16 protein-coding genes are annotated in these 20488 nt (G+C 45.5%); 5 read left to right on the forward strand and 11 right to left on the reverse strand.

Going from position 1 to position 20488, the window contains the following annotated elements:
- Positions 1-64 precede the first annotated feature (64 nt).
- Positions 65-1783 carry an acetate--CoA ligase gene (gene acsA, locus AS888_RS11395; protein ID WP_061142271.1) on the reverse strand — a complete coding sequence of 573 codons (1719 nt, stop codon included), beginning with the start codon at positions 1781-1783 and terminating at the stop codon, positions 65-67.
- Between the two features lie 336 nt (positions 1784-2119).
- On the opposite strand from acsA, the gene AS888_RS11400 reads away from it, so the two are divergent.
- The 3 genes from AS888_RS11400 to AS888_RS11410 are packed head-to-tail and all read left to right on the forward strand — an operon-like array spanning position 2120 to position 4603.
- Positions 2120-2752, forward strand: coding sequence for a GNAT family N-acetyltransferase (locus AS888_RS11400; protein ID WP_061142272.1), 633 nt, complete (start codon positions 2120-2122; stop codon positions 2750-2752).
- A 26-nt stretch (positions 2753-2778) separates the two neighbouring features.
- The gene (locus tag AS888_RS11405; RefSeq protein WP_061142273.1) at positions 2779-3429 is read left to right on the forward strand and encodes an acetoin utilization AcuB family protein; all 651 of its coding nucleotides are present in this window, start codon (positions 2779-2781) and stop codon (positions 3427-3429) included.
- A complete protein-coding gene (locus AS888_RS11410; protein ID WP_061142274.1) occupies positions 3422-4603 on the forward strand; it encodes an acetoin utilization protein AcuC in 1182 nt (393 codons plus the stop codon). The genes AS888_RS11405 and AS888_RS11410 overlap by 8 nt, the downstream gene beginning before the upstream one ends.
- A gap of 251 nt (positions 4604-4854) precedes the next feature.
- Here the strand turns inward: AS888_RS11410 and ccpA are convergent, their stop codons facing one another.
- Together ccpA and AS888_RS11420 are read right to left on the reverse strand one after the other, a co-directional pair.
- Positions 4855-5859, reverse strand: a complete 1005-nt coding sequence (gene ccpA / locus AS888_RS11415; protein WP_061142275.1) for a catabolite control protein A — start codon at positions 5857-5859, stop codon at positions 4855-4857.
- A 382-nt stretch (positions 5860-6241) separates the two neighbouring features.
- Positions 6242-7318 (reverse strand): bifunctional 3-deoxy-7-phosphoheptulonate synthase/chorismate mutase, encoded by a 1077-nt coding sequence (locus AS888_RS11420; protein ID WP_061142276.1) that lies wholly within the window; start codon positions 7316-7318, stop codon positions 6242-6244.
- 237 nt (positions 7319-7555) lie between these two features.
- Here AS888_RS11420 and pilM point away from each other — a divergent pair, with 237 nt between their 5' ends.
- Complete coding sequence (gene pilM, locus AS888_RS11425; protein WP_061142277.1) at positions 7556-9697, forward strand: pilus assembly protein PilM; 2142 nt, start codon at positions 7556-7558, stop codon at positions 9695-9697.
- Between the two features lie 325 nt (positions 9698-10022).
- Here the strand turns inward: pilM and ytxJ are convergent, their stop codons facing one another.
- From ytxJ to AS888_RS11440, 3 genes are all read right to left on the reverse strand, one after another.
- Positions 10023-10349 carry a bacillithiol system redox-active protein YtxJ gene (gene ytxJ, locus AS888_RS11430; RefSeq protein WP_061142278.1) on the reverse strand — a complete coding sequence of 109 codons (327 nt, stop codon included), beginning with the start codon at positions 10347-10349 and terminating at the stop codon, positions 10023-10025.
- A 127-nt stretch (positions 10350-10476) separates the two neighbouring features.
- Entirely contained in the window at positions 10477-11049 is a 573-nt protein-coding gene (locus AS888_RS11435; protein ID WP_061142279.1) for a YtxH domain-containing protein, read from the reverse strand.
- 47 nt (positions 11050-11096) lie between these two features.
- Complete coding sequence (locus tag AS888_RS11440) at positions 11097-11606, reverse strand: DUF948 domain-containing protein (RefSeq protein WP_061142280.1); 510 nt, start codon at positions 11604-11606, stop codon at positions 11097-11099.
- A 224-nt stretch (positions 11607-11830) separates the two neighbouring features.
- Here AS888_RS11440 and AS888_RS11445 point away from each other — a divergent pair, with 224 nt between their 5' ends.
- Positions 11831-12943 carry an aminopeptidase gene (locus tag AS888_RS11445; protein ID WP_061142281.1) on the forward strand — a complete coding sequence of 371 codons (1113 nt, stop codon included), beginning with the start codon at positions 11831-11833 and terminating at the stop codon, positions 12941-12943.
- 60 nt (positions 12944-13003) lie between these two features.
- On the opposite strand, the gene murC is transcribed toward AS888_RS11445, so the two are convergent.
- From murC to AS888_RS11470, 5 genes are all read right to left on the reverse strand, one after another.
- On the reverse strand, positions 13004-14308 hold the full coding sequence (gene murC / locus AS888_RS11450) for a UDP-N-acetylmuramate--L-alanine ligase (protein ID WP_061142282.1): 1305 nt from the start codon (positions 14306-14308) through the stop codon (positions 13004-13006).
- Between the two features lie 262 nt (positions 14309-14570).
- Positions 14571-17351 carry a DNA translocase FtsK gene (locus AS888_RS11455; protein WP_061142326.1) on the reverse strand — a complete coding sequence of 927 codons (2781 nt, stop codon included), beginning with the start codon at positions 17349-17351 and terminating at the stop codon, positions 14571-14573.
- A 385-nt stretch (positions 17352-17736) separates the two neighbouring features.
- Positions 17737-18933 carry an amidohydrolase gene (locus tag AS888_RS11460; protein ID WP_061142283.1) on the reverse strand — a complete coding sequence of 399 codons (1197 nt, stop codon included), beginning with the start codon at positions 18931-18933 and terminating at the stop codon, positions 17737-17739.
- Positions 18934-19280: 347 nt separating this feature from the next.
- Positions 19281-20087 (reverse strand): DUF1444 domain-containing protein, encoded by an 807-nt coding sequence (locus tag AS888_RS11465; RefSeq protein ID WP_081092402.1) that lies wholly within the window; start codon positions 20085-20087, stop codon positions 19281-19283.
- 51 nt (positions 20088-20138) lie between these two features.
- Complete coding sequence (locus AS888_RS11470) at positions 20139-20450, reverse strand: thioredoxin family protein (RefSeq protein WP_061142284.1); 312 nt, start codon at positions 20448-20450, stop codon at positions 20139-20141.
- Positions 20451-20488 lie beyond the last annotated feature (38 nt).

A 20488-nucleotide genomic window follows, 5' to 3' on the forward strand; every position in this document is an offset into this window, starting at 1 on the left:
TATCAGACGACATAAAAGGCATCCATGCGCTGAACATGGATGCCTTTTTACATGTTATTTGCAATCAATCCTCCATCGATGATAGATCGCCAGTTGGCAAATCCAGTTCCCAGGCTTTTAAGACGCGGCGCATGATTTTACCGCTTCTCGTTTTTGGAAGCTTGTCCCTGAATTCAATCTCACGCGGCGCGGCATGCGCTGCAAGACCGTTTTTTACAAATTGGCGGATTTCCTCAATCAAGGCATCGTTTGCATCGTATCCGTCACGAAGGGCGATAAACGCTTTGATGATTTCCCCGCGGACTGGATCGGGCTTCCCGATGACCCCCGCTTCAGCTACGGCCGGATGCTCGACCAGCTTGCTTTCCACCTCGAACGGCCCCACTCGTTCCCCTGCCGTCATGATGACATCATCGACCCGGCCTTGGAACCAGAAATACCCCTCTTCATCCATATAAGCGGAATCCCCGGAAACATACCAATCGCCAGGCATGAAGTAAGATTCATATTTTGCTTGATTATTCCAGACAGTCTTCATCATGGAAGGCCAGCCTTTCTTAATGGCCAGGTTCCCCATGCGGTGCGGCGGAAGTTCATTGCCTTGATCATCCACTATCGCCGCTTTCACGCCAGGTATCGGTTTTCCCATCGAGCCCGGCTTGATTTCCAGGCAAGGATAATTGCAGATGACCTGTGCTCCCGTCTCCGTCATCCACCAAGTATCATGGATGCGATGATTGAAAACCTTCATTCCCCAGCGGACCACCTCAGGATTCAATGGCTCGCCTACACTCAGGATATGGCGGAGGGAACTCAAATCGAAACGTTTAACGATTTCGTCACCTGCCCCCATCAGCATCCTGAAGGCAGTCGGTGCACTGTACCAAACCGTGACACCAAAATCCTGCAAGGTTTTGTACCAGGATTCAGGCTTGAATCGCCCGCCTACAATGACATTCGAGGTTCCTGTAAGCCATGGTCCGAAAATGCCGTAAGACGTCCCTGTCACCCATCCAGGATCGGCTGTGCACCAATACACATCCTCCTCCTGCAGATCCAGGACCCATCTTGCCGTTTGGTAATGCTGGACCATCGCATTATGAACGTGAAGCACGCCTTTAGGCTTCCCTGTGGAACCGGATGTATAGTGCAAGATCAATCCGTCATTCCGATCCACCCATTCAATGTCGAATTTGGTGTCGGCTTCTTTTAGCTTTTTATTGAAGTGATGATACTTTCCCTCTTCTTTTATATTTTCGCCCACTAGGAAAATATGTTTCAAATGGGGCAATTCATCGACCGGGACGCGCGGCAGAAGTTCCGGGGTCGTAACGAGGACACTTGCTTCACTATCTTCGAGACGGTCCCTTACCGCGCCTTCCATGAAGGCCTCGAACAACGGTCCGACCACCGCTCCCGTTTTGATCGCACCCAGCAAGGCAAAGTAAAGCTCCGGGGAGCGTGGCATGAAGATGAAGACACGATCTCCTTTTTCGACATGGGCAATGTCCTTGAACACATTGGCCGCTTGGTTCGTATAATCCTTCATTTCCTTGAATGTATATTTTTCCTTTCTTTTATCGTCTTTATAATAAAGGGCTATTTTGTTTTTTCTGTATGTTTCGGCATGGCGGTCAATGGCTTCATATGCCAGATTCACCTTACCGGTTTCGGACCAGGAGAATTCCTTTTCCGCCTCGGACCAGTCAAACCCCTTGTATGTTTCATCGTAATTCTTTAGATTGAACTTACCTTCCACTACTGGCAACGCTTTCACATTCATACGACAAACTCCCCCTTTTTTCGGCTCTATATGCTCATTATAGTATAAAGGAATAATTATCTCAATTTTTAAAATACTAACCGTTTCCATAATAGGGAAAATGAATGGTTGATAAAGCATCGAATTCGCCTGCACTATATTGTTATCGGGAAGACAGGTATAATGATGCTAACAGGAAAATGTGCTGTGACAAAAGATTGATATTCGCCTTGAACTTTCTGAATTAAGCTATGTATAATTTAAGGTATACTTCCATTTGCTCGGTTTTCAAGCAGCACGCCTTATCCTTCGCAAACGAAGAGTATAAGAGTACTATTTTACAAGGATGGTGAAAGAATGGAATATAACAAGACCTTTTATGCCAAGGAACTGCAGACATTAAATGGAACCCTCATCATCGAGGGGCCATTGGATGGGGAACGGATGTCGGCTTATGAGTTTCATGAAGACTTGGTCGCCTTTCGTCCGCCTGCTTTGCAGCATAAAGCGTTAATAGAGATTGCAGACTTGCCTGAAGGCAGGATCTTCATCGCACGTAAACAAGAAACCATCGTTGGTTATGTAACCTATTTATATCCGGATCCGTTGGAACGATGGTCGGAAATCGAGATGAAGGACCTGATTGAGCTAGGGGCAATCGAGGTCATCCCTGAATACCGGGGTGCCTCCGTCGGAAAGAACTTGATCCGCCTTTCGATGGAAGACGATTCGGTGGAAGACTTCATCATCATCACGACTGAATACTATTGGCACTGGGACTTAAAAGGCACTGGCCTTAATATTTGGGAGTACCGCAAGATCATGGAAAAAATGATGAGCGCCGGGGGCCTGGTTTACTTTGCAACGGATGATCCGGAAATCAGTTCCCACCCAGCGAACTGCTTGATGGCCCGCATTGGCAAGAGGGTGCCGCCGGAATCCATCGAGAAATTCGACCAGCTGCGTTTTATGAATCGGTTCATGTATTAAAGAGGTGAAATGGAGGAGGAAGGAACATGATTGTTGAAAAAATAATGAATGAGGACATAATCACCCTCACTCCAGCGGATACAATCCAAAGCGCTGTCGTGATCATCAAGGAAAAACGAATTCGCCACATTCCCATTGTCGATGAAAGCTTTCAACTTGTCGGATTAGTCAGTGACCGTGATATACGAGATGCTGCCCCTTCGATATTCAACACCGCAGAATACAAAAATGATTTACAAAAGCCATTATCAAGCATCATGAAAACGGATCTAATCACAGGGCACCCGCTCGATTTCGTGGAAGAAATCGGGGCTGTATTTTGTGAAAGCAACATCAGCTGCCTCCCGATCGTCAAAGAGAGGAAATTGGTGGGCATCATAACCGGTTCTGACTTGCTTCAGTCATTCGTTGAATTGACGGGTGTCAATCAGCCGGGCTCACAAATCGAAATCAAGATCCCGGACAAGGCAGGAACCCTTCACGATATTGCCCACATTTTCAAACGGCGCAACTCCAATATCCTGAGTACCCTTGTTTATCCGGAAAAAGACGGCACCGATTATAAGATTTTGGTCATCCGTGTCCAGACGATGAATCCATTTATGGTGGTGGAGGATTTGAAACAAGAAGGCTATACCGTCTTGTGGCCGAGTTTACCGGGGACTTCCCATGAATGATACATCCCTTTTCGTCTACTCGGAGGAACTTCTTGCCTACAAATTCAATGATGAGCACCCATTCAATCAAAAGCGGCTTACCCTTACGCTTGATTTGCTGAAAAAACACCATGCCATTCGTGATGATCAAATTATCAAGCCAAGAATGGCCACGGATGAAGAGTTGGAGCTAGTTCATGACCGGCATTATGTAAACGCCGTCAAATTGGCCGGGGAGGGAAAGCTGCCCAGCGAAAAGGCCTTGAATTACGGTCTGGGGACGGAGGACACCCCCATCTTCCCCAACATGCATGAAGCGAGCGCCTTGCTTGTAGGCGGCACTTTGACGGCCGTGGATGCCGTCATGACCGGTAAGTCGCTGCACGCACTCAATCTTGGCGGGGGCTTGCACCACGGCTTTCGTGGCAAAGCCTCGGGGTTTTGCATTTATAATGATAGTTCGGTCGCAATCAAATACTTACAAAAGAAATATGGGGCACGTGTCCTGTATGTCGATACGGATGCCCATCACGGCGATGGGGTCCAATGGTCCTTTTACGATGATCCGGATGTATGCACGCTTTCCATCCATGAAACGGGACGCTACTTATTTCCCGGCACGGGGACGATAAACGAAAGGGGCCAAGGTAAAGGCTACGGCTTCTCTTTCAACATCCCTGTCGATGCCTTCACGGAGGATGACTCCTGGCTGGAGTGCTATCGAGCCGCCTTTCGAGAGGTCATTGAATTTTTCAAACCGGATATCATTTTAACCCAGAACGGAGCCGACTCCCATTATTACGATCCGCTCACCCATTTATCCGCAACAATGAAGATTTACCGGGAGATACCAAAGCTTGCCCATGAACTGGCCCATGAATATTGCAACGGGCGCTGGATTGCAGTCGGGGGCGGCGGCTATGATATATGGCGTGTCGTCCCGAGGGCTTGGTCGAGAGTATGGCTTGAAATGACCGATAACGACCTATCCGGTCCTCTTTCAAAAGAATGGCTTGACAGCTGGCAGCCAGAGTCCCCCGTTCCACTCCCTCGGGAATGGGATGACATGGAGGATATGTACGAGCCCATCCCGAGGAAGCCTGAAATCACCGAAAAGAATGCACTTACGCTTGAAAAGGCGCTCTACCCTATCCGGTCATCCAGACAAACATCGACAAGCAATGAACATAGCTAACGAAAGGGGTTCGGCAGGTAACATCCCGAACCCCTTTTTGAGCTTTGCGCAAAATAAAAAATGAGACCATTAACGACCTTTTCCTGCCCCTTGCTTACTATACGCTGTGAAAAAATGAACAAAGTTGCATACATGAATTCCACTCACGGGAGCGACTGCAGTGGAATGAAAAAATAAAGTACCTCTTCCCAAACTGTGGGCAATGTTTGGTCGAATAAAAAAAGAGCGCCCTCTAGGGCACTCTCTTAAGCTTATTTCGTTGATTGACGTGCCTCGATCCGATGGGGCAGGATCACTTTTTCATGACCTTCCTCCACTTGCTCCTTATTCATCAACTTTGTCAATAGCCTCATCGCAACCGCACCGATATCATATAGGGGTTGAACGATGGTCGTGATTTGCGGACGAACCATCAAGGTCAATCTAGTATTGTCAAAGCTGATCACTTCGAAGTCTTCCGGCACATTGTACCCTTTATCCTGGGCGGCATGTACGATCCCAAGCGCCATTTCATCAGCACCAACGATGAACGCCGTCGGTTTCTCCCCGGACTCCAGGAACTTTTCAAAAGACTCGATGCCCGAATCATATGTATAATCGCCTTCGACAACATAACGTTCATCAAAGGTAAGCCCTGCTTCCTTCAGCCCTCGCTTATAACCCGCCAATTTCTTTTCATCAATCAACGCTGAAAGGTTTCCGCTTACAAAAGCGATATTCTTATGGCCTTTTTGGGCAAAAAATGTCACTGCGTCGAATGCTGCCGCCTCATAATCAATATTAACGGATGGCACTTGCCCGCTTTCATCGACTGATCCAGCCAGAACGATAGGAACCGGGGAATTCGTAAACTCCTTGACATGTTCATCGGTTATGTTACCGCCCATGAATACGATGCCGTCCACTTGTTTTCCAAGCATCGTATTCAACAAATGGAATTCCTTATCTATATTCTCATCGGAACTGCTTAAAATGATATTGTATTTATACATTGTCGCTATGTCTTCTATCCCTCTTGCCAATTCGGCAAAAAAGATGCTGGAGATGTCCGGTATGATGACACCCACGGTCGTCGTCTTCTTGCTGGCAAGACCCCTTGCCACTGCATTGGGACGGTACCCTAGCCTCTCAATCACATCCGATACTTTCTTCCTTGTAGCCGGCTTTACATTTGGATTCCCGTTAACTACGCGGGAAACGGTGGCCATGGAAACATTCGCTTCACGCGCCACATCATAAATGGTTATATTATTCATTCATCCATTCCTCCATTTCTTTCATTTTTCCCATAAAAGACCCGAATTATTTCGAAAAAAAATCTTTTATACGTTTTTCCTCTATAAGGAAGATTATATTAGGAACGATCTGCCTAAGAAAAATGCAATCCCACTCTCTTCTCAGCCAAAGATTCAATACTCTTTGCAAGTATAAAAGTTCACATAGATATCACTTTATGTATGACCAATCTTCCGAACAGTTCTCATTCTTGTTATTTATCATACGATAGACGAATCTTTCCTGCAATCCAATAGTGCTTATTTCCGTGTTTTTTCTGCAAAAACAAGTATTTTACCATTAAAAAAAGCCCTTGCCAAGGTGGTAAGGGCCGTAAGTAAATCATTTAATGACTATTTTAGCTTATACAGTTACCCAGTTCAAACGTTTAATTTCTTCGTAAAATTCATCAAATTGCTTGAAGTCCATTTGCTGTGCAGAGTCAGATAATGCAACGGACGGATCCGGATGCACTTCCGCCATTACACCGTCAGCACCGATGGCAAGTGCCGCTTTAGCCGTTGGAAGCAATAGATCGCGCCGTCCAGTTGAATGCGTCACATCAACCATGACCGGTAAGTGCGTTTCTTGTTTTAAGATCGGCACCGCAGAGATATCCAGTGTATTTCTTGTTGCTTTCTCGTAAGTACGGATACCGCGCTCACAAAGGATGATGTTGCCGTTGCCCTGTGACATGATGTATTCCGCCGCATGAATGAACTCCTCGATCGTTGCAGCCAGTCCACGTTTTAACAGCACTGGTTTATTAACGGCACCAGCCGCTTTTAACAAGTCGAAGTTTTGCATGTTACGTGCTCCGATTTGGATGACGTCAATATGATCGATCGCCGCTTCAATATCATTGGCACTTACGATTTCACTGATGACGGCCAAGCCGTATTCATCTGCAACACGTTTAAGTATTTGCAAGCCCTCCAAGCCAAGTCCTTGGAAATCATATGGAGATGTACGTGGCTTAAATGCACCGCCGCGCATTAATTTCAACCCTTTAGCTTTAATGACTTCAGCCACTGCTGCCGTTTGTTCATAAGATTCAACGGCACAAGGTCCGAAGACGAAGCTAGGAATCCCATTACCGACCAATTCGCCCTTGATGTCGATGATCGTGTCTTCAGGCTTTTGCTTTCTAGATACAAGAAGCGTCTTCTTCTGATCGTCTTTTTGCAGCTCCAAGCCCAATTTGAAGATTTCCTTGAAAATATGTTTAATCGAACCAAGATCAAGCGGTCCTTGGTGGTTCGCTTCGATAAGGTCAAGCATTGTTCTTTCGCGGACCGGATCGTAACGGTTTACACCTTGTTTTTCTTTGACGCGACCAATTTCCTGTACAAGTTCAGCACGTTGATTAATAAGATGTAATAACTGAAGGTTCACATCATCCAGTTGATTACGAAGACCATCAAGCTCTTTGTTGCTCATTACAAATCCATCCCTTCGTTTTTTAAAATGAAAATCGGCTCAGCGGCCATACCCGAAAATCCCTTCTGAATCTCCGATAGAGCGAACCGATTATTTTATCAATGAAAATTTTAGAATATTTCATGTATAATTAACTCAATTATAAAGCATGCATCTCCAAATGTCACTAACTTTTTCTTTATTAGTTAAACGCTTTTAAGCATTAAAGTTATAAATATATAAAAGTAGGTGTTACCCATGCAGGAAAAACTGTTTGCGTTAGATATTGGAACACGATCCGTAGTAGGAATTATATTGGAAAAAGAACAGGAATGCTATAAAATAGTCGACATTTTATCTTGGGAGCATTCCGAGAGAGCGATGCTTGATGGCCAGATTCACGATGTTCTGGCCGTCTCCAAAGTCATTTCCCAAATAAAGGGCCAATTGGAAGAAAAGCATGGTCCGTTAAAAAAGGTATCCGTAGCTGCCGCAGGAAGGGCATTAAAAACCGAACGGGCGAAGATGACGATCAAGATCGGCGGGAAGCCCCTGATGACGCGGGAGGATGTCCTCCACCTTGAATTCAGTGCCGTTCAGGAAGCGCAGACCATCGTAGCCAAGCAAAAACATTCCCAATCAACCTATTATTGTGTAGGATATTCCGTTTTATACTACCATCTTGATGGGCAGGAATTAGGCAGCCTGCTTGATCAGAGCGGTGATGAGGCATCCGTTGAAATCATCGCAACCTTCCTACCAAAGGTTGTTGTGGAATCGTTGCTGGCAGCCTTAAAAAGAGCGGATCTGGAAATGCAGGCCCTTACTCTCGAGCCGATTGCAGCCATCAATGTGCTCATTCCGGCATCGATGCGGCGCTTGAACGTCGCTTTGGTCGATATTGGCGCAGGAACATCCGATATAGCCCTGACGGATTCAGGGACCGTCATTGCCTATGGGATGGTGCCGATCGCCGGTGATGAAATAACCGAAGCGATCAGCGACCACCTCCTCCTTGATTTCCCTCAGGCCGAACAGGCAAAGCGGGATTTGACGAATCATGAACAAATAAAGGTTACCGATATTCTCGGCTTTGCCAATGAGTTATCCACAACGGAAATCATTGATCAGATCCATCCTGCACTCGATCGTCTGGCCGAGAGCATCAGCTCGGAAATCCTTTCCTTGAATAACTCAAAAGCACCTAAGGCAGTGATGCTTGTCGGTGGAGGCAGCCAAACACCCGAGTTGCCTCGCCTTTTGGCCCAAAATCTGAACCTGCCCGAGAACAGGGTGGCCATCCGGGGCATCGATGCCATCCAGAATCTAGACATTTCGGATTTGATCCAGATGGGACCCGAATTGGTGACTCCCATCGGCATTGCCATAGCGGCAGATCAAAACCCGATTCAATATATAAGCGTTACCGTTGATGGCCGCCCCATCCGTCTATTCGATATGGAACGGACAAACGTCGGGGATTGCCTGCTTACAGCCGGAATCCGGGTGAGTTCCCTATATGGAAAGCCGGGAATGGCCAAAATCGTCCATATCAACGGACACCAGATCACGCTTCCGGGACAGCAAGGGGAGAAATCACGAATCACACTAAATGGCAAGGAAGCCTCCTTGGACACGGAAGTGAGGAATGAGGATATCATCACGACGACCAAAGGAACTGACGGCGCCCCTCCCCATACGGTAATACGTGATTTGCTTGATGGCCAAATGAGCAAAACGGTTACGGTGAATGGAGTCAAGCATACCATTCCAGCTGTCATCCTCAGGAATGGCGCAGCCGTATCAGGAGATGAACTTGTCGAGGACCATGACCAAATCGTCTGCCGCATGGAGGAAACGATTCAAGGATTGCTTAAAGCGATCCAACTTCCGGAACTGCTGACCTATCTTGAACCATTTTCGATTCAGCTGAATGGACAAGACACTCAAATTCGCACATTGACCGGCAGGATCACAAAAAATGGTCTCGAAACGAAGCCAGCCTACTCGTTCGATGAAGGCGATGAAATCGTCATCAAACCGATCGATCCCCCTGCATTAGGGGAAATATGTAACGAATTGAAGATCCAGCCGTCCTGCTCCATACCGGTTTTCTTCGAGGATGAAAAAATCGTCCTATCCCGGAAACTGGCCGAGTTCCGGCGAGACGGAGTCATAATGGAGGACGATGATAAGATTTTTGCTGGAGACTCACTGACCTTGATTCAACAAAAGCCGGAGCCATTCATTTTTCAGGATATATTCCGCCATATCGATATCCATATCCCGGCCCAGGGCAATAATCGCTTCACTCTTATCAAAAACGAACAAGAAACGACCTTTCATGAAACGATTTACCCTGGAGACCGTTTGAAAATCCATTGGCCGGCCACCGTATGATCGACTGCATTACAAAATCGAATGTCCCCTTTAGAATAGACCCTTTGAAAAAAGTCTATCCTGTAGGGGACTTTGTTTATAACAAAAGAACACGACGGAGGAAGTGACCTAATCATGATCATTCCGTTCCACTACGGACACTCGCTTATCCAGCGGGCGGTCCGGGAAGTCCAAAAAGGATGCTAATGGAACCTTTTAAAGGATAGCGGAGCCAAAAAAAAAGATGCCGCCTGTACAAAATACAGACAACATCTCCTTCTAGATACCTAGCCTTTTTCAATGCCCTTTCAAAGGATCTCGAAAAAAAGGCTCCGGTCATTATCCATCATTCGGCTACGGCCTTGCCCAATGAATCATATGTAATCCGCCAATGAGATTCATTCCAGACCGGCTTTCCATTTTTAAAAAGGATGGCCTGGGGGGATTGATGTTTGATATCGAAAGTTTCCGCCACATAATTGGAGAGCGGGCGAGCTTCCTGAACGGCTAAATAGGCCGTTTTAAGCTGTTCATTCCCGGCAATGAACTTCCCGTATTGTTCATGCGCCTCGGCACTCACAGGACATGTTAGGCTATGCTTGAACAGCAGGAACGTATCCTCCTTTAAAAGCTCATTGAATTGTTCTTCCGTTTCGATTTTGGATGTTGTCATCATACAGTCTCCTTTCATTCACGATTTGAATGTTACCATCAAAAAGGCGATGAAGCCATTTCAGCGCTTCATCGCCTTATTCTTCGTACCGCATTGCTTCTTCATCCAAGCTTAAGCGACTTGGCGATTATTTCTTTAATTTATTTTCCGTTTCATCAAACGCCTTTTTCGCTTCATCAAGTTTTAATTTGGCCGTGTTTTTGTTGCCGCTTGTAGGATCGGCAGGTTGGTTTTCAGCATCCTTTTTGTCCGCAAAATTGGTTTCGACGGATACGATCTTGGAATCTGTTGCTCCCGTTACATCAATATCCTTATTGCTTGAATTTGTCGTATCATCAGCTGCGTCACCGTTTTCTTTGACAGGTTTCAAGCTTTTCACCTTATTGACGATGTCGGATGATTTATTTGAAACGATTTCCGTTACGGAACTTGTTTTTTCTTTTGCAGTATCTGCAAGAACCGTACCTTTTTCCATTGCCGTTTGCCTTAATTTTTCGGTCTTCTCAGAAATGTTTTTAGCTTGTTCGTTGAAATCATTCCTTAATTCCTTACCTGTTTTCGGAGCCATGAACAATGCTGTAGCCGCACCGATCATCCCGCCGATCAAGGCGCCAATCATAAAGTCCTTTGAATTGATCGAGTCGCGTTCGTCCTCATATGTTTTTTGATAGTCCTTTGTCGGATATTCTTTTTGAGTCATAATACATTCCCCTCTCAATTTTCAGTTTATTTTTCATTAACTAGATTTTATGATCTAGAACGTAAAAACCTTTTTTTAGGCAGGTCATCTGTTTCCAGTGCTATCCGTTCCAACTCCGCTCTCTCGGCTGGAGTCGGGGCGGCCTGCTTGCTTCTAGCCTTCCATTTGTCCCGAATCTCTAAAGCTACGTTACTCCACTGGACAATTTGTGAAATTCTTTCCTGATTATTATCAATCTCAGCCTGAACTTTATTGGAAACCTTTTGGACTGAAGAATTGAAGCTGGAGATGGATGTACCTACATCCTTCACGGCATCAACCACTGAGTTCAGATTTTCTGACTTATGTTGCAGATCTTCAGCCAACGTATTCGTTTTATGTAATAGCTGAGTAGTTTCGAGCGTTATGCCCTGCATTTGGCTCTCGAGCCCTGTCAGCGTCCGGGCCACACTGTCCAGGGTGGTTTGAAGTGATGTCAGTACCTTCGTTAGGAAAATAACTAGGACCAAGAAAGCGATCGCTGCAACAGCAGCACTTACGTATAAAATAATCTCCATTGGAACACCTCCGAAAAAATCGACTTATTTAACTGTTAGTTATTAATTACCCCTTCCCGCTCATTATAAACGTATTTATTTTTTCAATATACCCTATCGTACCCTAATCTGGAAATATTGTTGTCCAGATCCAGTTCCTTCTTCGAAATCAATGTGTCGCACTTCTGGCCGGAAATCGGGTATGATAGTAAGATAAGTCGAATTTAAACAATGGAGGTATTTTTATGAAAGATCCCAGAATTGAAACATTGGCCAAAAACTTGATCAATTATTCCGTGAAGCTTCAAAAAGGTGAAAAGATCTTGATCGAAAACTTTGGATTGCAGCGTGAACTTGTTAATGCCCTTGTGAATGAAGCCTATGAAGCAGGTGGTTACCCATTCGTCCTGTTGAAGGATCATCAAGTGGATCGTGCCTTGCTGATGGGTGCCAAAGAAGAACAGTACAAGATGATGGGTGAGTTTGAAGCGAACGTAATGAGCCAGATGGATGCTTATATCGGGCTTCGCGCCGGGGATAATATCAATGAACAATCCGACGTCCCTCCAGAGAAGATGGCGATCCATGGACAAACCGTCGGCAAAGTACATAGGAATATCCGCGTGCCACAAACAAAATGGGTCGTGCTTCGCTACCCGACAAACTCCATGGCCCAATTAGCCAAGATGAGTACAGAAGCTTTCGAAGATTTTTATTTCGAAGTCTGTAACCTCGACTATGGCAAGATGAGCGCAGCCATGGACAGCCTTGTCGAATTGATGGATAAGACGGATAAGGTCCGCATAACCGGGCCCGGAACGGACCTAACCTTCTCCATCAAAGACATCAAGGCCATCAAATGTGCAGGTGAGCTGAACATTCCTGACGGTGAAGTATATACCGCTCCCGTGAAGGATTCCATCAATGGAGTGATTTCGTATAATACTCCATCACCGTATCAGGGTTTTACCTTTGAAAACGTGAAATTGACCTTCAAAGATGGAAAAATCGTTGAAGCGATGGCGAATGATACAAACCGCATCAACAAAATTTTTGACACAGATGAGGGTGCTAGATATGTCGGTGAGTTTGCAATTGGTGTAAATCCTTATATTCTACACCCGATGCAAGATATCCTCTTTGATGAAAAAATTGATGGAAGTTTTCATTTCACTCCTGGGCAATGCTATGATGATGCCTTTAATGGCAACCACTCGGACATCCACTGGGACTTGGTCAATATTCAACGCCCGGAATACGGCGGGGGGGAAATCCACTTCGATGATGTCTTGATACGTAAGGACGGCCGCTTCGTCTTGCCTGAACTGGAAGATTTGAATCCAGAAAATTTAAAATAAACGGCATGATTGCAATCAAAAAAAAAACGATCGACCCCAGCTCTGGGATCGATCGTTTTTTTATTTTACCTGCAGTGAGTGCTCGTAGGCTGCCTGGAACTTTTGGATGTCCCCAGCGCCCATGAATAACACGACACTGTTATCATGATTTTGCAAAATGGAAGTGGTGTTCTCCGTGATTAGCTCGGCACCGGGAATTTTACCTTGAAGGTCTTCAATCGATAATTTCCCTTGATGTTCGCGAGCAGATCCAAAAATTTCACATAAGTATACTTTGTCGGCCAAATTCAAGCTGTCGGCAAATTCATCCAGGAATGCCTGCGTTCTTGAGAAAGTATGCGGCTGAAAAACAGCTACAACTTCACGCTCTGGATATTTTTGACGTGCTGAGTCGACAGTTGCCGAGATTTCAGTCGGATGATGCGCATAATCATCAATGATGATCTGACTTCCGATTTCCTTTTCGGAGAACCGGCGTTTAACTCCGCCAAAAGTCCGCAATTGGGCTTTCACGGCTTCCGTATCCAAGTTTTCATATTTACAAAGTGCAATGACACCAAGTGCATTCAATACATTATGCTTTCCAAAGGTAGGAATCGTGAATGTATCATAGTAATTGTTTCTTACATGCACATCGAAGGTCGTGCCATCCGGAGTGACGGAAACATTTTTCGCTTGAAAATCGTTCCCTTCTGCAAATCCGTAAAAAATAACCGGTACTTTCGCCTGAATATGTGGTAAATGCTCATCATCGCCGCACGCAATAATGCCTTTGTTGACTTGAAGGGCCATCGTTTGGAAAGCCTCAAACACGTCTTCGACATTGGCGTAATAATCAGGATGATCAAAATCAATATTGGTCATGATTGCATAATCAGGATAATAGGAAAGGAAATGACGGCGATATTCACATGCTTCGAATACGAAGTAGTCAGAATTCACGATCCCTTTCCCCGTCCCATCCCCAATCAGGAAGGAGGTCGGTTTAACCCCGCCCATGACATGGGCCAGCAAGCCGGTCGTCGATGTTTTACCGTGCGCTCCCGTTACAGCCACGCTAATATAATTTTTCATGAAATCACCAAGGAAGCGGTGATAACGGATGATCGGCAAATCAAGTTCCTTTGCCTTCACGATTTCCGGATGAGTATCCGGGAATGCATTGCCTGCAATGATGGTCATTCCAGGTTGTATATTTTCCTCATTGAAAGGAAGGATTTTAATCCCAGCTTTTTCTAATGCCAATTGTGTAAAAAATTCTTTTTCATAGTCGGAACCTTGCACTTCAATATGCATATCATGCAGTATTTGTGCAAGAGCACTCATACCCGACCCTTTAATTCCCACAAAATGGTAAGCAGTCATAAAGCGAACCTCCACCAATCGTCTACCTGTACGACAGTATATGACGTCATCTTTTATTTGTTTTTTTCATTACGAGACTTGTTAGAAACGCAATTTCCACATAGGTTTTCATCAATCATTACTCAACAAAAAACTATTATATCACTTATTTGCCCATTCATCCATGTCAGGCAGATGCCAATTTATCAAATCATTGGTTTTTTCGTCATTCAAGGGTTTTCATCCCTTCACATTATATACAATTTCCTTTTAATCGGTTCTCTTAATTAACATGTAAAAATTCCAGTTCTTCCTCCGTGATCAATACATCCCTCGGTCTGGAGCCCCTGGATTCAGACACGACCCCTTGCTGCTCCATCATTTCTATTAAACGCGCAGCTCGGTTGTACCCTACACGGAAGCGCCTCTGCACACTCGATGCCGATGCAGCCTGTTGATTCACGACAAATTCACATGCCTCGAAAAACAGTTCATCCGCTTCCTCCGTGACCTCTGCCACTTTCAGCAAATCTTCCTGCTCGAATAGGTATTTCGGTTGTTGCTCGAGTTTAACGTGATTGACTACCTCATCGATTTCCTCATCGCTGACAAAGGTCCCTTGCAGTCTAACCGTTTTTGAAGAGCCATTTTCAGCAAATAGCATATCTCCTCTTCCAAGCAATTTTTCCGCTCCGCCGCTATCGATGATCGTGCGGGAATCGACTTGTGAAGAAACGGAAAAAGCGATCCTTGTCGGGATATTTGCCTTGATCAATCCGGTAATGACATCGACTGAAGGCCGCTGTGTAGCTACAATCAAGTGTATCCCACAGGCGCGGGCCTTTTGGGCGATCCGGCAAATCGCTTCCTCCACATCGGCCGGGGACATCATCATCAGATCTGCAAGCTCATCGATGATCACCAGGATATAAGGCAGCTTATTTGCATATTGTCCGGCTTTCTCCGCTTGGTCATTGAAGCGGCTGATGTCACGGACGCCTGCATGCACAAACAATTCATAACGTCGTTCCATCTCCTCAACCGCCCATTTAAGTGCGGCCGTGGCTGCCTTCACATCGGTAATGACCGGACTGACCAAATGAGGGATTCGATTATAAGGTGCCAGCTCGACCATTTTCGGGTCGATCAACAGCAATTTCAGCTCCTGTGGCGTCGCCTTATACAGCAGGCTGACCAGCATCGTATTGATGCAGACACTTTTCCCCGATCCCGTTTGGCCGGCGATCAATCCGTGCGGCATCTTTCTAAGATCTGTGATGATCGGCTGACCCGATATATCGAGACCCAGGGCCACAGCAAGCGGTGATCCATGCTCCTGGAATTCAGCGCTCTCCAACACCTCACGTAAAAATACAGGCTTGCTTTTCCTGTTCGGAATCTCGATCCCAATTGTATGTTTACCTGGAATCGGCGCTTCCATCCTCATATCCTGGGCGGCAAGGCTTAACTTGATGTCATCCATCAAGTTCGTCACCTTATTCACCTTGACCCCCGGTTCAGGATGCACCTCGAAACGCGTTACTGCCGGCCCTTGGGTGACATTGACTACCTTGGCACGGACATTGAAGTTTTTCAGCGTCTCATCCAGTAATGAAGTCTGTTCATCGAGCCACTCATCATCATGCACGGCATAAGTCGGAGGTGTCAGCAGCCCTATGCTTGGAAACACATAGTATGGGTTATCATCGACTTCCACTGCACCAAAAAAATCCTCGGTTTCGCTTTGCCCGGCTTCTGCTCCGGCCTTTGATAACACTGCTTCTTCCTTGTCATTTTCTGAAACGGGAACCTGTCCGACGGCCCCATCATGGACTGGACTCGAATCGATATCGTCCTCAACGGATTCTTCCGGGGCGGCAAACGTTCCGGAAGAATCCATTTTTGAAGCTTCAGTGATGAACGATTCGGACGCACTGGATGCAGCTTGACCATCCTCCGGCTTCATTTCAGGTATATCTGGTGCTGCTTGATCTTCCTCCTCACCACGAAGAGGTTCCTGCTTGTATGGGAGGACTCCCCTTTCGGAATCAAGGCTTTTTTTTTCCGGTTTCAATTTATGGATGAATTCGTTTTTTTTTCGATCTTGCTTGAGCATCATAACATTAAACGGAATATGCTTTTTCGGTCGTTTAGGCTGCCCTTCCGAAATCATTTCCGCTGGATCGCTTTCACGAGGATTTGCCAAGGCTTCGGGCTTTGCCTCCTCAGACTGCTCCATGATGGATGCGGCAACTTCCCGTCCAAAATCCACCTCATCCTCTACAGCCGCGATTTTTTCCAGCACAGGCTCACTCTCCGTTTCTGCAGGCTGTGTCTCGACAGCATGCTTCCGAAAGAAAGCCGGTACCTCCGATGCTTCCACTTTTTCATGGGTCTGTTCTGGGATAAGTACGGCAGGTTCTTCCGTCCTTTCCTCAGCGGCAACCTCCTTGGAGGGATCAGGCGTGAACACTGGAATTTCTTTAACAAGTTCTTTTTTTTCAAGAACAGGCAGCTTGGTTTCCAATTCGTATTCAACGATTTCCTCTGAAGCCACCATCTTTTTTTCCGGGCGACGGAAGCCATAAATGGGTGAAGGTATTTCCGTTGGGCGGAATGGTGTATTCGACGGGACGATTTTTGTATGTTGCTCCCGATCCAGGTTTCTCATTTTTGGCTTCGGCTCGCGATCGAAGCTTCTTCTCTTTGGTTCGGGATCCCTGGCTTGCTTTCTCGGTTCTTTCGTCCTTTCCGCCTGCTTCGGTTCGCGTTTATCCTTTATTCTTTCCCGGGAATTCCTTTTGTTTTGCTCCTGGTCAGGAATGAGCGGAAACTTGAATTGCCCTTTTGGATATTGAAACAGGATTTTCGTATCCGGATCTACCGTCTGGGATATTTTTTCCGACATCTTTTCCACTGTTTGGTTGTACACTTTTATTTCTTCCTTCTTTGCCTTAGGAAGCTTCGAAAAATCCATATTCCTTAATGTTTCTTCATCAAGTGGTTCATCTATAATAATTTCTTCGATTTCGATAATTTCCTCTGCTTGGAACCATTTTTTCATTTTATTTAGCCATTTCAAACCTATCACTCTTTCTACGTCTGTAGTTATGTAACTAATTCTACCAGTTATTTTAAAAATATCGAGAAAATTTAAGCTAAATCGGTTTTAGTTTCTGCTTTTTCTATCCGATTCGTAACGGCCGCTGCATATTTCACCTAGCTCCTATCCTATTAAACCCATTACAAGCGGAGTTTAAACCTAACTTCCTTAAGTTAACTTAAGCCCCTAGTCTACTATTTAAATAAAACACCGCTGTTAAATCGCGTTTACAAAGAGATTAAGTTTTGATGCAGCCTGGCAAACCGGCCATGCCATCCATATATATACTAAAAACCCACACAACTCCGTTCGTTTAAACCGAACGGTGTTGTGTGGGTTAGAGCAGTTATTTTGGCCATTCCCATTCATAATAATGACATATAACCTGTGCCATCGATTTGGCAGCAATCAAAAGTGCATCCTCATCGATATCGAATTTAGGATGGTGATTGAAGTATGCCTTCTCCACTCCTTTCGGTTTACAGCCAATGTAAAAGAAGCAACCCGGGATCTTTTCTGCATAATAGGAAAAATCTTCGGAACCTGAAAACATCGGAAATTCCAGGACGCTCCTGATTTCTGTATCATCCATGCTTTCGAGGCTATTTTTCACGAACAAAGTCAGTTCAGGATCATTATATAACGGAGGATAATCAGGAATATATGAAAGCTCGCACTGTACATCGAACTCCATTTCTATTCCTTTAACGATCCTGTGGACTTCTTTATCGATCAGCTGCCGGACCTCCTCTGTCATATATCGGACATCGCCTTCGATCTCTATCCGATCCTTGATGACATTGAAGCTTCCTTTTCCATCGAAAGATCCGATTGTGACCACTCCCATTTCAAAAGGATCCAAGCGCCGGCTGATCACGGTTTGAACAGCCGTGACGAAATGGGCACCTGCAACGATGGCATCATTGGCCAGATGCGGGGATGAGCCATGTCCGCCCATACCCTTTACCGCCAGTTTGAAATATGTCCTGCCTGCCATCGCATAGCCCCCGTGATAACCAACGACCCCTGCAGGATGCGAGGGGAATAAATGGATTCCAAACACGGCGTCCAGATTATCGAGGATTCCAGATTCCATGATGCTCTTTGCTCCACCAGGAGGAGTCTCTTCTGCATGCTGATGGATGATTTTGATGGTACCGCTCAACGAATCCTTCAGCTGGATAAGACAGTCTGCCAGAACCAATAAATAGGCCGTATGTCCATCGTGCCCGCAGGCATGCATGACCCCTTCATTTTTTGAACGGAACGGAACTTCCGTTTCTTCTGTAATAGGCAATGCATCGAAATCGGCACGGAGTCCTATCGTTTTTCCCGGGTTAGCTCCTTCGATCGTTACGATGACCCCGAATCCATTTCCTGCATTCGTTTGAACCTCCACATCCTTCCCATTATAATAATCGATGATATATTGCGCCGTTTTCTCTTCTTTAAAGGATAGCTCCGGATTCTCGTGTAAATGGCGGCGAATCTGAACCATTTCCTCTTTGCGTGCTTCCAGCATGTCCATTAATTGGTTTTTCATGATTGTTTCCCCCTTCATTTCATGAAATTTTGGCGAAAGGAAAGCATTAAAAGACTCTCACTCCTTCGCCCGTTGCCCTTATGCTAAGTCAAATTTGCGCGCGGTTACTCGTACATTCATGCAGCAGCTCATCCGAAAGTGCGCGCCCTGCTTTTCGCTGCCTTTAGCGGTTTGATTCCGTGCACTTGGATGCACACGAGGTATTTTTCTGAATAATCCAATTATATCACTATACACGAAAAAAATAACGAGTAACGCTACCCGTTTGTCGCTTCCGACTCTAGTAAACTAAGCTCCCAAATAAAAAACAGGACCGCTGCCAGCACGATCCTGTTTTTTGCAGCGCTTTACTGTTCACGCTTTTTGTTTTTACCCAAAATGAAAATGGGCTCCAATTCATTTTCCTCGTAAAGAAATGATAAGGCCGTTATCGGTACATGGCCGCTGGCAAAGAAGCTCATCGCCATTTGTGCAAGAATATCGTATCCCGTATCATTCTTCACGTCGGCGATGATGATGACATCCTGGTGCGGAATGGCCACAGCCATCGTTCCCTCGATCTTTTCCTTCATTTCCCTAAGCCAAGATTCATTCAGGATCCTGCTTGCATCATATCCATCATTCGTGTTCAAAAAGTAGAAGGTATTGCCCGCGACGATATCAGACTTCAAATCAACGGAAAGCGAACGAACATTGAAAGAAGCGATTTCCCGGATTCTATCACCCTGCCAATTTTCCCGTTGAATCATCTTTTCATCGATGAGACGGTATGTTTTCCCTAAATCGAGTGCATAAAAAACCCGGGTTTCGGCTGTATGCTCATCGAATAGAAAAGGATTTCCTTCTTCCGATTCCATGGGAAAGGAGGTCGAACGGATGACCGGAAAAATGGATTTCTCCTTGCCTTGCATGCTATGTACTTCTCCCATTACATTCAAGGCCTCTTCGACGTAATAAGTGACTTCATCTATGGCCTTTTCCTGCACGTTTTCAAAATTGGCAACAACCGGGGCCAATTGTATGGCGATGCCCTTCCCTGTCTTCACATTTTCAACCCTTAACGTATCTTGCTTGCTATCGAATTTGAATGTTCGGTTATCACCTTTCAAACGTTCCTGCAAAATATTTTTCAGCTTCGTGCTGTCCATTTTCATGTTTGACCCTCCTCTTCATTGAAAAAATCCCCTGCGAGAAGGGAAATTTGCTTATAATGTTTGAATGAACTCCACGATTTGTTCTTGAGTTTTGCGATCCTTGCTCACGTACCTGCCAAGCTCTTCACCATTATCATAAGCGATGAAACTCGGTATCCCGAATACGTCATTCGCTGCACAGACATCGATGAATTCATCACGGTCCACATGAATGAAAGTGAAATCAGGAAATTTCTTTTCAATCTCCGGCATGATCGGTTCGATTACACGGCAATCTACGCACCATGCTGCTGAAAACAGGAATATATGTTTCCCTTCATTCTTCAATGCATCATATTGCTCTATAGTTTGTAAATTTTCCATTTGAATGAGCCTCCTTCATAATGACACTTCACTACATT

The organism is Peribacillus simplex (genome assembly GCF_001542915.1).
Taxonomy (GTDB): domain Bacteria; phylum Bacillota; class Bacilli; order Bacillales; family DSM-1321; genus Peribacillus; species Peribacillus simplex_B.

What these genes read in the sequence shown, in the direction of transcription:
- acsA (WP_061142271.1), bottom strand. Translation starts at nt 1,783, where the DNA reads ATGAATGTGAAAGCGTTGCCAGTAGTGGAAGGTAAGTTCAATCTAAAG.
- AS888_RS11400 (WP_061142272.1), top strand. Translation starts at nt 2,120, where the DNA reads ATGGAATATAACAAGACCTTTTATGCCAAGGAACTGCAGACATTAAAT.
- AS888_RS11405 (WP_061142273.1), top strand. Translation starts at nt 2,779, where the DNA reads ATGATTGTTGAAAAAATAATGAATGAGGACATAATCACCCTCACTCCA.
- AS888_RS11410 (WP_061142274.1), top strand. Translation starts at nt 3,422, where the DNA reads ATGAATGATACATCCCTTTTCGTCTACTCGGAGGAACTTCTTGCCTAC.
- ccpA (WP_061142275.1), bottom strand. Translation starts at nt 5,859, where the DNA reads ATGAATAATATAACCATTTATGATGTGGCGCGTGAAGCGAATGTTTCC.
- AS888_RS11420 (WP_061142276.1), bottom strand. Translation starts at nt 7,318, where the DNA reads ATGAGCAACAAAGAGCTTGATGGTCTTCGTAATCAACTGGATGATGTG.
- pilM (WP_061142277.1), top strand. Translation starts at nt 7,556, where the DNA reads ATGCAGGAAAAACTGTTTGCGTTAGATATTGGAACACGATCCGTAGTA.
- ytxJ (WP_061142278.1), bottom strand. Translation starts at nt 10,349, where the DNA reads ATGACAACATCCAAAATCGAAACGGAAGAACAATTCAATGAGCTTTTA.
- AS888_RS11435 (WP_061142279.1), bottom strand. Translation starts at nt 11,049, where the DNA reads ATGACTCAAAAAGAATATCCGACAAAGGACTATCAAAAAACATATGAG.
- AS888_RS11440 (WP_061142280.1), bottom strand. Translation starts at nt 11,606, where the DNA reads ATGGAGATTATTTTATACGTAAGTGCTGCTGTTGCAGCGATCGCTTTC.
- AS888_RS11445 (WP_061142281.1), top strand. Translation starts at nt 11,831, where the DNA reads ATGAAAGATCCCAGAATTGAAACATTGGCCAAAAACTTGATCAATTAT.
- murC (WP_061142282.1), bottom strand. Translation starts at nt 14,308, where the DNA reads ATGACTGCTTACCATTTTGTGGGAATTAAAGGGTCGGGTATGAGTGCT.
- AS888_RS11455 (WP_061142326.1), bottom strand. Translation starts at nt 17,351, where the DNA reads ATGAAAAAATGGTTCCAAGCAGAGGAAATTATCGAAATCGAAGAAATT.
- AS888_RS11460 (WP_061142283.1), bottom strand. Translation starts at nt 18,933, where the DNA reads ATGAAAAACCAATTAATGGACATGCTGGAAGCACGCAAAGAGGAAATG.
- AS888_RS11465 (WP_081092402.1), bottom strand. Translation starts at nt 20,087, where the DNA reads ATGAAAATGGACAGCACGAAGCTGAAAAATATTTTGCAGGAACGTTTG.
- AS888_RS11470 (WP_061142284.1), bottom strand. Translation starts at nt 20,450, where the DNA reads ATGGAAAATTTACAAACTATAGAGCAATATGATGCATTGAAGAATGAA.